This window comes from Agrobacterium sp. OT33 (assembly GCF_017313365.1).
GTDB lineage: Bacteria > Pseudomonadota > Alphaproteobacteria > Rhizobiales > Rhizobiaceae > Agrobacterium > Agrobacterium rhizogenes_A.
On record NZ_JAFLMZ010000004.1, the window covers coordinates 123,003 to 138,210 of the forward strand.

Genomic DNA, 15,208 nt, shown 5'->3' on the forward strand with positions numbered 1-15,208 from the left:
GCCTCCTCCTTCTATTGCCCGACCCTATTGTCGGCCAGCATGATTTCTCCGGTTGCCACCGCGGGCGATGGCACGACCGCCGGTTCCGCCTGCATCTCCTGATATCCGGGCAGACCCGGCAAGGTGATGCGCAGCTTCAGGCGCACCGATCTCGCGCCCTCCGCGCCTGCACCGGCAACCGTGAAGCGCGTTTCGGTGAAGGTGACGTAGGGCTGCCCGTGCGACAGGGCTTCCAGCCCGCCAATCGCATGGGAACTGAGCTCCACGGCACTGCCCGTGACAAGCAACAGTGAACAGGCAGCGGCAGTCGCGCCGCCGCGCAGGGCCGGCAGCCGTGGCAAACCGTTTTCGATCGTGTGGCGAACAAGCAGGAACACGGAGAGCCCCGCATAGATCGCCACATTGACCGCCCCGAAAATGAAGAAGCCCTCCGCCCCGCTGTCGCGCGGCGCCAGCACCATGGCAAGAAGGCTCACCGCCGCCAGCACCATATAGGGCGCGATGACCCGCAGCGGCAGCGGCGGTTTGGCCTGCGTGCCCTTGGGCGTGATACGAAAATCCACGAAATCGCCACGGATCGTGTCGCGTATCGCCGCCAGCACACCCATCAGCGACCATGGCCAGCGCAGAAACAGGAATACCATCGCTTCCCAGCTGAAGAGTTTCGCATCATGCGGGCGAAAAGCGCCCGTCGCCCGCCAGAAGAAGGCGAATACGATCATGATCAGCGAAATCGGCAGGAAATGCGCCAGAAACGCCGGATAGGAGGCGTTGACCAGCACATGGCCTCGCATCAGGGCGACGGCGGGAAGCACGAACATCAGCGCCATGAAGCCGGAAAACAGCGGATACCATAGCTGTGAAAACAGAAACTGGAATTTCAGGCGCGGTGTCAGCTTCGGCACGTAACGCCCGGAATATTGCAGCAGGATCGTCATCAGGCTGCGCGACCACTGGAATTCCTGCACGATGAGATCGGCAAAGGTCACGGGCCCGTCGCCATGGGCGATGGCGTTGACGGCATGAACGCCGCGCCAGCCACCGGCATTCATCAAAAGCGTGGTGGAGTGGTCCTCGGCAAGCTCCGGCCCCAGACCGCCCACTTCCCGCAGCGCTTGCGTGCGAACGGCGTAGTGCGAGCCGATGCAGAGCGGCGCCCAGCCATTGTTATAACCGAGCTGCAGCGCGCCGTGCAGGCTTGCCTCGGCATAAAGCCTGCCGCGCGCGGCCCAGCTTTCAGCGGCATTGGCATCGCAGAGGCTTGGCGCGGAAACATATCCAACCGAGGGATCGGCAAAAGGGCGGATGATTTCACGCAGATAATCCGGTTGCGGCACGTGATCCGCGTCGAACTGCGCGACGAAATCATAACGGTCATAGCCGTAATGATCGTAGAAATAGGCGAGATTGCCTTCCTTGCAACGCGTGCGGCGCGGCCAGGTCTTGCGGTGATAATCGGCGACACCCTTGCGGGTCGAGACGAAAACGCCATGTGCTCCGCACCAGGCCAGCGTTTGCGCATCCGGATCTTCATCCGCGAGCCAGACGTCGAATTCCAGCCCCTTCTGCTCCAGCATGGCCAGCAGCGTCTTGCGCACGACGGCGAAAGGTTCCGACGGCGCCTTGGTGACGACCATCGCCACCCGGCCCGCAGGCAAAGGAGACCGCCGGTCAACGACCCTGGCGTTCAGGAAGATGAAGATGAAATAGGATGGCAGAAGGGTGATCCAGGCCAGCGTCATCGTGACGATGACATAATAGGGCCAGTCGATTACCCGGTCGCGGTCGAGCCACCAGAGCCAGAAATAGGCAAGTGTCACCAGCCAGCCGCCGATGCCGAGACGATAGGCCATGCGGTTCCAGCCGGTAAAGACAGGTAGCATCCGCAGCGCGCCTGCGGCGCTTGGCGATGCGACCGAAGGGGTGGAGCGAGCCCTCATGACCGCACCTCCAGTCCGAAACCGGGACCGGCCGTGCGGATGATGGTGTCGATATCCGACCGCTTGGGTGCGAAGCCGAGCGCCTGCCTCGCCCTTTCAATATCGGCAAAGAGCGCCGGCGGATCGCCCGCGCGCCTTGCGCCGAAATGCACCGGCACATCCTGCCCCGTGATGCGGTGGATCGCCCGGATGATTTCACCGACAGAGGTGCCGTGGCCGGAGCCCAGATTGACACGCAGGGTCTCACCGCCGTCAATCAGATAGTTGACGGCAGCCACATGGGCATCGGCCAGGTCGCTGACATGGATGTAGTCGCGAACGCAGGTACCGTCACTGGTCGCGTAATCCGCACCGAAGACGTCGAGTTGCGGCAACCTTGCGGCAGCGGCCATCAGTGCCCGCGGGATGAGATGTGTCTCCGGTTCATGGCGTTCGCAAAGCTCGCCATCCGGGTCGGCACCGGCCGCATTGAAATAACGCAGCGCCACGAAACGCAGGCCATAGGCAGCGGCATAATCTTCCAGCGCCATCTCGAAGATCAGCTTGGTGCGTCCGTAAGGATTGACCGGCATCTGCGCCGTTTCCTCACGGATCGGCAATTGCGGCGGCACGCCATAGGTGGCGCAGCTGGAAGAAAACACCAGCCCGCCAATATTCCGGTCGAGACACGCATCGAGCAGTGAAAGACTGCCGCCGACATTGTTGCGGTAATATTTGCGCGGATCCTCCACGGATTCGCCCACATAGGCGTTGGCCGCGCAATGGATGACGAAGGCCGGCGAGAATTCCCGAAGCGTGGCTCTCAGCAGGGCGCCATCGAGAATGTCACCTTCGATGAAGGGCCCCCAGCGAACCGCATCCGCATGGCCGGTCGTAAGATTGTCGTAAGCGATGGGCTTGAAGCCGGATTGCGCCAGCGCCTTGCAGATGTGGCTGCCTATGAATCCGGCCCCGCCCGTGACGAGGATTGTGCGGGCCATCTCATACGGCCTCCGCCACTTTCCTGCCAGCGAGCAGCGCATCGAAATAGACGATGGTTTTTTCCAGCCCGATTTCGAGCGATACACGTGGTTGCCATCTGAGCTGTTCCTTCGCCCGTGAAATATCCGGACGGCGCTGTTGCGGGTCGTCGATGGCAGCCGGCAGATGCACGATGCGCGAGCGCGACCCCGTCATGCGGATGACGATATCGGCCAGTTGCCGCACCGGAATTTCGCTCGGATTGCCGAGATTGATCGGCCCGGTGCAATCCTTCGGCTTGGCCGAAAAACGCAGGAAGCCGTCGATCAGATCGTCGACATAGCAGAAGGAACGCGTCTGGCTGCCATCGCCGTAAATGGTGATATCGGCACCCTTCAGCGCCTGCACGATAAAGTTGGAAACCACCCGCCCATCATCCGGGCGCATACGCGGCCCATAGGTGTTGAAGATGCGTCCCACCTTGATATCGACGCCATGGCAGCGGTGATAATCAAAAAACAGCGTTTCGGCGCTGCGTTTGCCCTCATCGTAGCAAGCTCGCGGCCCGATTGTATTTACATTGCCGAAATAGCTTTCCGGCTGCGGATTGACGAGCGGATCGCCATAGACTTCCGAAGTGGAGGACTGCACGACGGTTGCACCGCATCTGCGCGCGACCTCAAGCACATTGACGGCACCGAGCACATTGGTGAGCAATGTGCCGACCGGATCGCGCTGGTAATCCGGCGGCGATGCCGGCGAGGCGAAGTTGAAGATCAGCGAGACGTCGATGTCATAGGGTTTGCGCACGTCGTGCTCGACCAGCAGAAACCGCTTATTGTCCCGTAAATGCTCCACATTCGCCGTTCGTCCCGTCGAAAGATCGTCGAGACAGATCACCTCGTGCCCGCAGGCCAGCAGCCGTTCGCAAAGATGGGAGCCAAGAAAACCAGCGCCGCCATTGACGAGAACGCGCTGGCCAGGACGCCATTCCGAGTAGATCGTGACGCCATTGTCATGTTCGTTGGGAACGAAATTACGCATTACACACTCCTCCCCATGAGGAATCAGCCCGGCTGATTCACCTTGAACTGGATCAAACTCCCGATTGTACGGTATCTTGAATATCACCCTCCGGTTTTTATTTCTTCTGGAGGTTTTAATATTTCGATTCGATGGATTTCAACTTTTATGATAGGCGCGGTGGAAAACAGGTCAACTTGATTTTATCGAAATATTACAATTGATTACCCTTAAATACTCAAAATAGCCCCCGATTTAATACTTTTTAACTATGCCTCCATTATGCCTTTCTTATTGAGCATTAGCGCAAGCTTCGCTCAACCAGTCGGGACTATCCTGGTTTTGTAAGGCTCGGTCCACCGGGACAAAACCGCCCGGCGAGATACGACAGACAGTCGATTTCAGGGGACACACATGATGAATGAAATGCCTTATTCCCATAGCGGCAGAGCAACCAGACGCAATCATTTCGCGCTCGTTGCAGCAGCCCTTGCAGCACTTACTTTCGCGACGGCCTCCTGCGCCGTGGTCGAAGACGCCGTTCTCATCAAGACCGCATCTGCCGATGCAACGACGATGAAGACCCGGGTCGCTCCCACCAGGACCTCTTACGGTTACGACAAGACAGGCAATGCGGCTGTGACGCTTGTTGCCGACACGTCGTCCGGTACGCCGTCGATATCGCGGCAGTCCTATTCCGGTTCTTCTCCCTACATCTGCTCACCGAGCGGATTTGGCCAGAAGTCCCGCTGCTTCCTGCGGCCCTGAGCTTCTGGAGCGGAATACCGACGGAAACTGTCGCCGGGGCGGCCTCAGCCAGCCTGACGCTCAGTTCTTCCAGCCGGAAAACGCCTTGTCGTCGTCCTTGTTGAAGAAACGTGACGCCGCCTCCGTTCGGTTGCGTACGTTCATCTTCTTGTAGATGTTCCGGACATGCACCTTCACGGTGTTTTCGGACAGATGCAGCCGGTCGGCGATGATCTTGTTTTGCGTGCCCTTGCAAAGCAGATCCAGGATTTGCACTTCCCGTGTCGTCAGCGTTGCCATCCCGCTTCTGCTGGCGGCAAGGGCGTCAGCGCGATTGGCGACCACCGCGCTCTCTTGAACGCTCTTGCCATTCACGGCGGCGGAATAGGGCGTGAGCTTGCCGAGAAGCGCGGCAGGAAAATGCTCTCCGCCCTTCATCAGCAGATCAACAGCCGCCATGAAGACATCGAGCCGCAGGTTGAGCGGCAGCACACCATCGATGATGCGCATTCCCACCAGCTGCTTCAACGGCTCCTCGAACTTGTCGATGGTTTCGACGACAAGCGCGATCGGTGCGTCCGGGTGCTTTTCCCTGATTGCCGAAAGAACGGCGTCAAGCTTCGCGCCCGTCATGCGATATGGCAGCACCAGGCGGACATTGGCGCCATAATCCTCGTCAATCGTCGCTGACGAGGCCAGACTCACCACGGCGAATGTGGGGAACTTTTTGCCCAACGCCTCCACGAGGCACTCGGAAAACAGATCCGGATCCGCTATGATTAATAAAGTTCCATTTATAGGCGCAACTGCACCGCTTTTTTTTGACGCATAATCTGCAGTTCCCATGAACATTGACGCCTCCCTAAAGCGCTTACGCATTACATTCTTTTTGGTTGTGCCGTCTGTCGTCTGGAGGCTACCCCTGAAATCAGAGGGGGAGTTTTCACCCTGAAGCCGTGTCAACTATCATTAATTACCCGTTAATTAAGGAGGCTAATACGAAAAGCTGTGTAAATAAATGGCCCAAACGGGTTATTTTTTACATTAGGCATACAAAATTGATTACCATGAGAGAGAATCCTTCACTTCGGAAATGCCGCGAAAACAAAGGCATCGGAAAAGCCTCCGCTCCGGTTTTGCAATCCGAGAAAATATAACTTTTAGTTGATATCCCTTTACATAGCTCCCCGGCGAACGATTGCCGGAGATGTGCCTTTTCGGCACGGCGCCTCTTTGCCGCCGGATTGGATCATGTTTTTTTGAGAGAAGCATTTTTTACTGAAAACGCTGCCAATATCTGCCGCCTCGGCAGCGAGAAGATGCCGCTGCACCGCCTTGCCGCATATATAATCGGGGTGACGGCACCAGGATGTTTAGCCCGAATTGATAGCTAGGAACCGCGATTTTTCTGCGGCACAGTCTGACCGTCGCTGAAACGGCGGCCGATGGAAAGACCAGCCCGGCCTTTGACGTGTGTTTGCAGACGCCGGTCCCTTTTCAAGAAACATGACAACGAAAAGACGAGGCCCACCACGCTTCCCATTGAAGCGAGGAACGGATTTGTGCGCCTTTATATCGAGTTGCGCACAGGGCTGAACGAAAAGAGCCCGGTCACGGGCCGATGCCGAACCGCAGATGAAACGTACCGAGTGCATCTGCAGAACATCAATCTTGTGCAACACGGAGCAAGCGCGAAAAAATCCCGTTTGAGATGAGAGGGATTTCGAAAGCTGCTCCGAGCTTTTTCGGAGGAAATAGAAATGGGTTATGATCCAAAGTCATCCGGCAGCGACGACGACATCACCAAGATCGGCGCGCTTTCCGATGGTTTCGCCAACACATCGACCAATGATGCCAAGGTGGAAGACAGCAATGTCGGCACCGCAAATGGTGAGAACCGCAACAACGACAACAGCGACCACAGCACCAATGTGGATGTTGACGCCAAGATCGATGTTTCCGCCAATAACGGGGACAATCGCGACAACGACTATGACTGGAGCTACGAAAGCAAGTCGTATAGCGACAACGACACCAATGTGAAGACGAGCACCGAAACCAATACCGACATCAAGACCGACTACGACTGGAGCTATGACAGCAAGTCCTATAGCGACAACGACACCAATGTGAAGACGGTTACGGATTCGGACAACAAGACCTTCACCTACTCCGACAACGACACCTCCACCAAGACCACGACGACCTCCGACAGCTTCAACTCCGCTGACAGTTTCTACAAGTCGGACGACGACTTCGGCAACATCACCGGCGTCAAGGATGTCGGCAATCTCGGCATCGCCGGCGGGGATCTCACCTTCAACCTGGGTGACGACTTCTCCTTCACGCTCGATGTCGACAATATCCTCAACAGCTCGCTCAATGGCGACGGCAATGACACCGGCTTCAGCATGGTGCAGGCCAACCATCTGGCTGACCAGGATCAGGCCTACGACATCAAGATGCAGAATGGCGGTGCGGAAAACCACCTGAGCGCCAATGCCGGCGACGCCTATGGCGCGGAAGGCATGGACGGCAAGGGATGGGACCTCAAGGCCGGCGACGATGCCGCAGGCACAAGCACCGCGGATGCATCGGCAATCCTTGCAAATTCCGGCTTCCATCTGGAACTGGTGCAGGGCGCCAACATGCTCTCCAATGCCGTTGATGTCACGATCACAGGCGGTAACTCGCATGTGTCTGACGTCGGTGAGGATCACTCCTGATAACCACCTCTTGACGAAAAGAGCTGCACCGGCATCCGCCGGTGCAGTTTGCGGTTTTAAAACCGGGTTCGGCAAAACGCAGCACGGCCTCTGGGGCACGCATGCCGGCTGCCACTCCCGGTCCTCGCCGCAATGATCAGGGAGGGACCTCCGATGCATATCGACAAGATTTCCGACATGATCGCGCATTTCATCGGCCTGTTCGACACGGTGGTCGAGGAAGCGCGTCTGAGAAACAACTATAGCGAAGGCCCGGCGCATTCCGATCCGGAGCGACTGCCGGACGATGAGGCGGCAAGGCTGCTCGACAAAAATTACGACGTCCCGCTTGAGGACTACGATCCCGGTGTCAAATACCGCGCCGGCTATTACGATTTCGATTATCTGAAACCGCATTTCGCCCGCATGGTCGAATATGACATGCAGCAGCTTGCAAATGCGATACCGACCGATATTTCCGCCGCCCATTTTCGTTTTCCCGGCCGCCTTTCCTTTGAGGACGAACGCGAGCTGGTTGTTCATACCGGCCCCGGCTCCGTGGCGGCCCATGTCACGCAGGTCAATATTCTTCAGGACGACGATTATCTGAACATGACCGACGGCCCCAATGTGGCCCGCGACACGACCTTCGTTACCGAGCGCACCGTCGAATTCTACAATGAAGCGGCCGTCTTCACGCCCTTTTCCGCCTTCCAGCGCACAGACAGCTACGACGCGTTGCAGGCGCTCGCCAAATCGGCGCATGATTATATCGAACATGCCCGCGACAATGACGTCACCTCGCTCGGCACCGGTGCGGACCAGGATTTCGTTCTGGCCGGCAACGATATCAACGGGCTTTATATCAACGGCTCGATAGCCAGCGAAAAGCCGGTGCTCGACGACTTCCTGCCGGATCGCGGCATCGCCAAGCCGCCGGAAGAGCTGGAAAAGAGCGATGTTTCACTGCATGAGGATAGTCCCGCCGGCAACAGCCTTGATGTGGCGGCAGGCGCCAATATCGTCGCCAATGTCGCCACCCTGGTCAATACCGGCGTCATGACCTCCGTTACCGCGGTCATGGGCGACTATCACCAGATCGACGCCATCACCCAAGCCTATATCTATAGCGACCGGGACGAGATTTCATCGGTCTTCACCCGCTCCGAGGATCAGGCAGCGACAGCAGCCTATAATATCGCCAGCTTCGAGCGCACCATCTACCCCGGCGCGGAAAACGCCGCCGCAGACAGCCATGAGACAGGCGAGACGCCGATATTCCCGACGGCGTGGCGCGTCAGCGTGCTGGAGGGGGACGTATCCTTCGTCCACTGGATCGAGCAATACCAGTTCGTCAGCGACAACGACACGATGACGGTCACCACTTCAGGCGCAAGCGTCAGCCTGCTGACGGGAGGCAATGCCGCCCTCAACATCGCCAATTTCCTCGGCATCGGCATGCAGTACGATCTGATCATCGTCGGCGGCAATGTGCTGGACATGAACCTCATCAGCCAGATTGCCGTGCTCTACGACAATGACTGGGCGCGCGCCAATCCCGATGCGCCTGATGGCGCCACCATTCAATCCGGCAATAACCTGCTCTGGAACGATGCCGGAATTCACAATGTCGGCAGCAACGGCAGGTTCGAAACCATGCCTGATTACATGCATCAGACGGTGAACGCGATCAACGAGCGCGACCCGAACATGCCGGACGCCCTTGCCCACGACGCCAATTTTGCCGGCTATCAGGGACTGAATGTCCTTTACATCACCGGCAACCTTTATGATGTCAGCATCATCAAACAGGTGAGCGTGCTGGGCGATTCCGATGATGTGACCCAGGCCGCCGCCAAGGTTCTCGACAATAATGAAAACGCCACTGTCCATATCGACACCGGCAGCAACGCGGTCGTCAATCTCGCGCAGATCGTCGACTATGACAGTTTCGGCTCGACCACCTATGTCGCCGGCGGCGTCTATTCGGATGCCATACTGATACAGGGCGGCATCATCGAAAACGATACGTCACAGCCGGCGCAGCACGGCCAGCTGGCAAACGAGGTCATCGCATTTCTTCACGACGATCCCGCCACCACCCAGAACGAATCCGACGGCGTCATCAATGGCGGCCACGACCTCTCCTGGTCGAACGCCCACCCATCCGACGTCATGCAGACGGTCGTTGCGTAATCCCGACAGGCGGGCGGCCAATGCCCCTGCCCCCGGCCGAGCCGCAAACACCGCAAGATCACCGAGGGGACCAATATAAAATGGATCATATTTCAAGAAAAACCATTGCCGACGGACGCTCGCTGGATTTGCCGCTGGATCAGGACGCGGAAGACAGCAGGCTGACGGATGCCTGCATTTTGGCCATCAACGAAGCCGTCGAAAACCTGCGCCAATTGTCCGGCGCGGAACAGGCGACCAAAACCGCTTCATCCCCCATGCGGACCGCTCCACAACCCCCTCCCCAACCGCACGCGAAGACAGAGCAGCCGGCGCAATTGCGGGACATCCCCCAGGAAAGGCCGGCGCCGCGACAGGCCCCGCAACCCGCCTCCCCGCCGGAACCAAAGGCCAAGATCGACAACAGCGACCTGCCCTTCGTCAAGACCATCGACAACAATGGCGGGCCGGTCCGCGAAAACGAGCGCCGGCCGGTGACAGGCGGCGGCGGCAAGGATCCGGTGGACAATGGCGGTGGTGGCGGCGGGGGCGGCGGCGGAAGCCAGAGCGGCTTCCACAAACGCAGCGAGCCGATCAATTTCGCCGCAAGTCTTGCCAAGGGCATTGCAGCCGTTCGCCGCAACATGGTGGTGGTGATGCTGTTTACTGTCGCCATCAACATCCTGCTGCTGGCCATTCCGCTTTATCTGTTCCAGATTTCCGACCGGGTGCTGACCAGCCGCTCGATGGACACGCTGGTCATGCTGACGGTCGCCGTGCTCGGCGCGGTTCTGCTGCAGGCCTTCATGGATGCCATCCGTCGCTTCATCCTGATGCGGACCGCCGTTGAACTTGAGGTGCAGCTTGGCGCTCCGATCCTCTCGGCCGCCGCCCGCGCATCCCTGCATGGCAGCGGCAAGGATTATCAGATATTGCAGGATCTGCAGCAGCTGCGCTCCTTCCTGACATCGGGCACCCTTATTGCCTTCCTCGATGCGCCGCTGATGCCGCTCTTCATCGTGGTGGTCTATCTTGTCCATCCCCATCTCGGCATCATCATCATGGTCTGCTGCGCCGTGCTGTTCACCATCGCCTGGCTGAACCAGCGTTTCACCGCCAGACAATTCTCCGAGGCTTCCGGCTATCTGAGCCGCGCCAATTTCCACCTCGATTCCATGTCGCGCAATTCGCAGATCATCAACGCACTCGCCATGATCCCCGAAGCCGTGAAGATGTGGGGCCGGGAAACGGCCGGCTCTCTGAAATCGCACGTGGCGGCGCAGGATCGCAACATCATGTTCTCAGGCGTCTCCAAGGCTGCCCGCATGATCACCCAGGTGGCGCTGCTCGGCTGGGGCGCGCATCTGTCGCTTTCCGGTGAGCTGACCGGCGGCATGGTGATTGCAGCCTCGATCATTTCCGGCCGCGCGCTGGCGCCCATCGAAGGGGCGATCGAAGGCTGGCATCAATTCAACAAATCCGCCGCCTCCTATGGCCGTATCAAGCAGCTTCTCATCAGTTCGCCGCTGAATTTCCCGCGTCTTCGCCTGCCCAATCCGGAGGGGCGTCTCGATGTGGAACGCATCCTCTTCGTGCCGCCGCCACAGAAGAAAGTGATCCTGAACGGCATTTCCTTTTCGCTGAAAAAGGGGGAATCGCTCGCCATCATCGGCAATTCCGGCTCCGGCAAGACGACGCTCGGCAAGATGCTGGTCGGCTCCATCCTGCCCACCTCAGGCAATGTCCGTCTCGACCTCATGGACCTGCGCAACTGGGACCAGCGGCAATTCGGCGAAAGCATCGGTTATCTGCCGCAGGACGTTCAGCTTTTCCCCGGCACCATCAAGGCCAATATCTGCCGCATGCGCGACGACATCGAGGACCGGCAGATCTACGAGGCGGCAGTGCTGGCCGATGTGCACGAGCTGATCGCCGGTTTCCCGCAGGGTTATGAAACCGTGGTCGCCGCCGACGGTGCGCCGCTTTCCGGCGGTCAGAAACAGCGCATCGCACTTGCCCGCGCCTTCTTCGGCGACCCGAAATTCGTGGTGCTGGACGAGCCGAACTCCAACCTTGACACGCAGGGCGAGCAGGCGCTGGCCAAGGCGCTGCTGCACGCCAAGAAACAGGGCATCACAACCGTCACCATCACCCAGCGGCCGGCGCTCCTGCAATGCGTCGACAAGATCATGGTGCTGAAGGACGGCTCCGTCGCCATGTTCGGCGAGAGGATAGAGGTGCTGAAGGCGCTTTCCGGCAACGGCCGTCCGGCCAGCCAGTCCCCGCAGATCGAGGGTTGAGGATCGTCATGTTCAGGAAAAAGAACGCCATCGCGGAAGTCAAACCACAGGGCCAGCTGGAATGGTACAGCGAGGTGCCGCGCTCTATCCGGCTGCACAGCTCCATCGGGCTTGCCGTTCTGCTCGCCTCCTTCGGCGGTTTCGGATATTGGGCCGGCACGGCGCCGCTTTCCTCCGCCATCATCGCCCAGGGCAGCTTTGTCGCCACCGGCAACAACAAGGTCGTCCAGCATCTGGAGGGCGGCATCATCAAGGACATGATGGTGAGCGAAGGCGACACGGTCAAGGAGGGCGATGTGCTGCTGACGCTCGACAAGACGACGGCGCTGGCCAATGAGCGCATGTTGCAGCTGCGGCGCCTCCGCCTCGAAACCATCGTCACGCGCCTGCGCGCGGAGGCACAGGGCGAAAAAAGCTTCAAGGTACCAGACATCGTCATGAAGGAAGCCGGCGATCCCGACATCAACGCCATTATCCAGAGCCAGAACGTCGTGTTCCACAGCAAGCTCGTCAAGCTCGAGGAACAGCTGAACCTGATCGAAAAGAACATCAGGTCACTGGAATTCCGTTATGCGGGTTATGACGGGCAAAAGCAGTCCTTCGACCGGCAGCTGGCACTTCTGACACAGGAACGCGATTCCAAGGAAAAACTCGCCAAGGACGGCGTCATCCGCAAGACAGACATGCTGGCGCTGGAGCGCGCCATTGCCGACGCCATGGGCGACATTGCCCGCCTGAGCGGCGAGATGAACCAGAGCGAAGCCGAAATCGCCAAATTCAAGCAGGAAGCGATCATCGCCGTCAATGCCAACAAGCAGGCAGCGCTTGATGCGCTGGAAACCGCGGAATCCGATCTCGACAGCGTTCGGGAACAGGTGCGCGGTGCTGCCGAGGTGCTGGAGCGCACCGTCATCCGCTCCCCGGTCAACGGTACGGTGGTGCGGTCCTATTATCATACGCCGGGCGGCGTCATCACGACAGGCAAGCCGATCATGGAAATCCTGCCGGCGCATGTTCCCCTGATCCTTGAAGCGCAGGTTCTCAGAACCTCCATCGACCAGCTGCATGAGGGCCAGACCGCCGCAATCCGCCTCTCGGCGCTCAACCGCCGCACCACACCGGTTCTGAACGGCAAGGTCTTTTACGTTTCGGCCGACAGTATCGAGGAAAATGCCGGCCTGCAGGTGAAGGATGTCTATATCGTGCGCGTACAGGTGCCGGACGAGGAAATCGCCAAGGTCCATAATTTCCATCCCGTGCCCGGCATGCCGGCGGACGTTCTGATCCAGACCTCGGAACGTACCTTCTTCGAATATCTGACCAAGCCGATTTCCGACAGCATGTCGCGCGCCTTCAAGGAAAGATGAGGAAAGACCGCAGCGTTTTTTAGCCCGGAAAATGCGGAACGAAGAACAGCTCATACACTGTCAATCCGGGGCCGATCGGCCTATAATGCCAGTCTGTTTTGTCGGGGCGGGAGAAGCGGCATGGCGGCGATGTCGGATGTATTGCTGCTGGTCGGCAGGCTGAACTACGTGTGGACGAACACCGAAAGCCTGATGATCTATCTGATCGTCCATCTCCTGAAAGTGGAGAAGGAAGCGGCCATCGTCGTGTTCCTGACACTCAACACCACGCGGGCGCGGATGGATCTCATCGAGCGTCTGGCAAAACTCCCCTCCACGCCGACACAGGACAGGAAGACCATTCTCTCCATCATGGCGCGGCTGAAGAAGGAGGCGAAGACGCGCAACAAATACAATCATTGCATCTATTCCTTCGACGAAAAGGGCGACATCGCCAGTACTCAGCTGATGCGTCTGGTGGAGGACGACAGCCAGGTCCGCTACGGCAAGGTCGAACGCATGGACGAGAAGGAAATCGGCCACCTGGAAAAATCGATCGCCGACATCGTCGATGTCAGCAAGGACATGTGGAACTTCATCCATGCCAGCCCGCATGTTTCTGCGGATTATCTCTAGAGCATTTCCAGTAAAAATGCGTGGCGGCTTTACGTCCGGAAAATCTCGGAAAACAAAGGGATAACGCTCGGCCGACGGCTTCGACCAGGCCGGACGCGCTCTAGGCGCGTGTCTGCAACCGCATGCCGATTGCCGGGTGAGTGTCACCGCCCTGCGCCACCTTCGCCGGAAGGCAGAGTTTTCCGGCCGCGAAATAAAGCAGGAATGAACCGATCTGATAGGGGAAGATGATGTCGATCTCCACGAAGGAGCGCACCACGAACAGCGCGCAGATCGCAAACAGGATCACGCCCTGCGGATCGCTCTGACGCATCAGGACCGAGCGCAGATGCCCGATGAGCGTTCCGTAGAGCACCATGCCGAGCAGGAACATGCCGACAAAGCCGTTTTCCACCACCGTCTCGATATAGGTGTTGTGAAAATGGAAGCCGCTGCGCCCGGTAATGAAAAAATCGTTCCACAGGCGTTCGGCATCGGCAAAACCGGCGACCCAGAACCCCTGATAACCGACGCCGAGAATGGGCGTCTGTTTTGCCGCCTCGATGCCCTGCTGCCAGAGATAGGTGCGGCCGGTCAGCGTCGAATCCTTGCCGAAAATACCGAGAATGGCGTCGAGAAGACCGAATTGCAGGGAAGCGACAGCCAGCAGCGCACCGAGGCCGCCAAGTGCAAAAAACGTCATCTTGCGGTTGGCGGGAGACAACATGCCAATCGGAATGAAGCCGATGATAAGGGCGACCACCGCTGCCGTGGTGATGGCCGATGTCGCCGATTGCGACGCGACCAGACTATAGGCAGACAGCAGCCCGGTAATGCCGGCGACTGGCAGCCAGATACCCCTCTGCTTGAGGACCAGTACGGAGGCGGCAGCGAAAATAACACCCAGAGAGGCATAAAAGCCGAGCTGGTTCTTCGACGAGAAAGCGCCGACGAAACTGTAGGTTCCATCAAGCGCATCGAAGAGGTAGATGCCGAACAGCAACGAATAGAGCAGAACGACCGCGATGCCGACCAGCGCGCCGCGCGTTAATGTCCGGATGGAGATGACGCGCATGGCGATCAGTGCACAGACGATATGCGTCATATACTGGATGGAAGCGCGCATGGTGACCGAAACCGCTTCCGACCAGAAGCTCGACAGCACGGTGAGAATACCGAAGGCGAATATCCAGAGATAACGCGGATAGTTGCCGAGCACGCGGCGGTAATCGACCACCACCAGCGGCAGCCACATGCCATAATAGGCAAGAACCGAAATCTGCCCGAAACGCGACGAATAAGCGAACACGAAGAATGACAGCGCAATCGCCGTCATTCCGTATATCTCGTTGCGTTCGGGATCGATCAGCGCCGATTTGGCAATTCGCATGCCAACC

Annotated in this window: 11 protein-coding genes; 6 read left to right on the forward strand and 5 right to left on the reverse strand. The window is 58.6% G+C overall.

Features of this window, described 5'->3' with window-relative positions; all coding sequences use genetic code 11:
• Positions 1 to 11 precede the first annotated feature (11 nt).
• The 3 genes from JZX88_RS11075 to JZX88_RS11085 are packed head-to-tail and all read right to left on the reverse strand — an operon-like array spanning position 12 to position 3,944.
• Positions 12 to 1,940: a glycosyltransferase family 2 protein gene (locus tag JZX88_RS11075; RefSeq protein WP_110760603.1), complete on the reverse strand. Its 1,929-nt coding sequence runs from the start codon at positions 1,938 to 1,940 to the stop codon at positions 12 to 14.
• The gene (gene galE / locus JZX88_RS11080; RefSeq protein WP_110760604.1) at positions 1,937 to 2,920 is read right to left on the reverse strand and encodes a UDP-glucose 4-epimerase GalE; all 984 of its coding nucleotides are present in this window, start codon (positions 2,918 to 2,920) and stop codon (positions 1,937 to 1,939) included. The genes JZX88_RS11075 and galE overlap by 4 nt, the downstream gene beginning before the upstream one ends.
• A 1-nt stretch (position 2,921) precedes the next feature.
• Entirely contained in the window at positions 2,922 to 3,944 is a 1,023-nt protein-coding gene (locus tag JZX88_RS11085) for a UDP-glucuronic acid decarboxylase family protein (RefSeq protein WP_065117603.1), read from the reverse strand.
• A gap of 393 nt (positions 3,945 to 4,337) precedes the next feature.
• On the opposite strand from JZX88_RS11085, the gene JZX88_RS11090 reads away from it, so the two are divergent.
• Positions 4,338 to 4,691: a hypothetical protein gene (locus JZX88_RS11090; protein ID WP_110760606.1), complete on the forward strand. Its 354-nt coding sequence runs from the start codon at positions 4,338 to 4,340 to the stop codon at positions 4,689 to 4,691.
• A 60-nt stretch (positions 4,692 to 4,751) separates the two neighbouring features.
• On the opposite strand, the gene JZX88_RS11095 is transcribed toward JZX88_RS11090, so the two are convergent.
• Positions 4,752 to 5,522, reverse strand: a complete 771-nt coding sequence (locus JZX88_RS11095; protein ID WP_206913820.1) for a response regulator transcription factor — start codon at positions 5,520 to 5,522, stop codon at positions 4,752 to 4,754.
• A 908-nt stretch (positions 5,523 to 6,430) separates the two neighbouring features.
• Between JZX88_RS11095 and JZX88_RS11100 the strand changes: the two genes are divergently transcribed.
• From JZX88_RS11100 to JZX88_RS11120, 5 genes are all read left to right on the forward strand, one after another.
• Positions 6,431 to 7,396, forward strand: coding sequence for a fibrinogen-binding protein (locus JZX88_RS11100; protein ID WP_065117600.1), 966 nt, complete (start codon positions 6,431 to 6,433; stop codon positions 7,394 to 7,396).
• Between the two features lie 153 nt (positions 7,397 to 7,549).
• On the forward strand, positions 7,550 to 9,571 hold the full coding sequence (locus tag JZX88_RS11105) for a hypothetical protein (RefSeq protein WP_065117599.1): 2,022 nt from the start codon (positions 7,550 to 7,552) through the stop codon (positions 9,569 to 9,571).
• A gap of 80 nt (positions 9,572 to 9,651) precedes the next feature.
• On the forward strand, positions 9,652 to 11,850 hold the full coding sequence (locus JZX88_RS11110) for a type I secretion system permease/ATPase (RefSeq protein WP_206913593.1): 2,199 nt from the start codon (positions 9,652 to 9,654) through the stop codon (positions 11,848 to 11,850).
• Between the two features lie 8 nt (positions 11,851 to 11,858).
• A complete protein-coding gene (locus tag JZX88_RS11115) occupies positions 11,859 to 13,217 on the forward strand; it encodes an HlyD family type I secretion periplasmic adaptor subunit (RefSeq protein WP_065117597.1) in 1,359 nt (452 codons plus the stop codon).
• A 120-nt stretch (positions 13,218 to 13,337) separates the two neighbouring features.
• On the forward strand, positions 13,338 to 13,832 hold the full coding sequence (locus tag JZX88_RS11120) for a hypothetical protein (protein WP_065117596.1): 495 nt from the start codon (positions 13,338 to 13,340) through the stop codon (positions 13,830 to 13,832).
• Positions 13,833 to 13,932: 100 nt separating this feature from the next.
• On the opposite strand, the gene JZX88_RS11125 is transcribed toward JZX88_RS11120, so the two are convergent.
• Positions 13,933 to 15,201: an O-antigen ligase gene (locus JZX88_RS11125; RefSeq protein ID WP_142855856.1), complete on the reverse strand. Its 1,269-nt coding sequence runs from the start codon at positions 15,199 to 15,201 to the stop codon at positions 13,933 to 13,935.
• Positions 15,202 to 15,208: the final 7 nt, after the last annotated feature.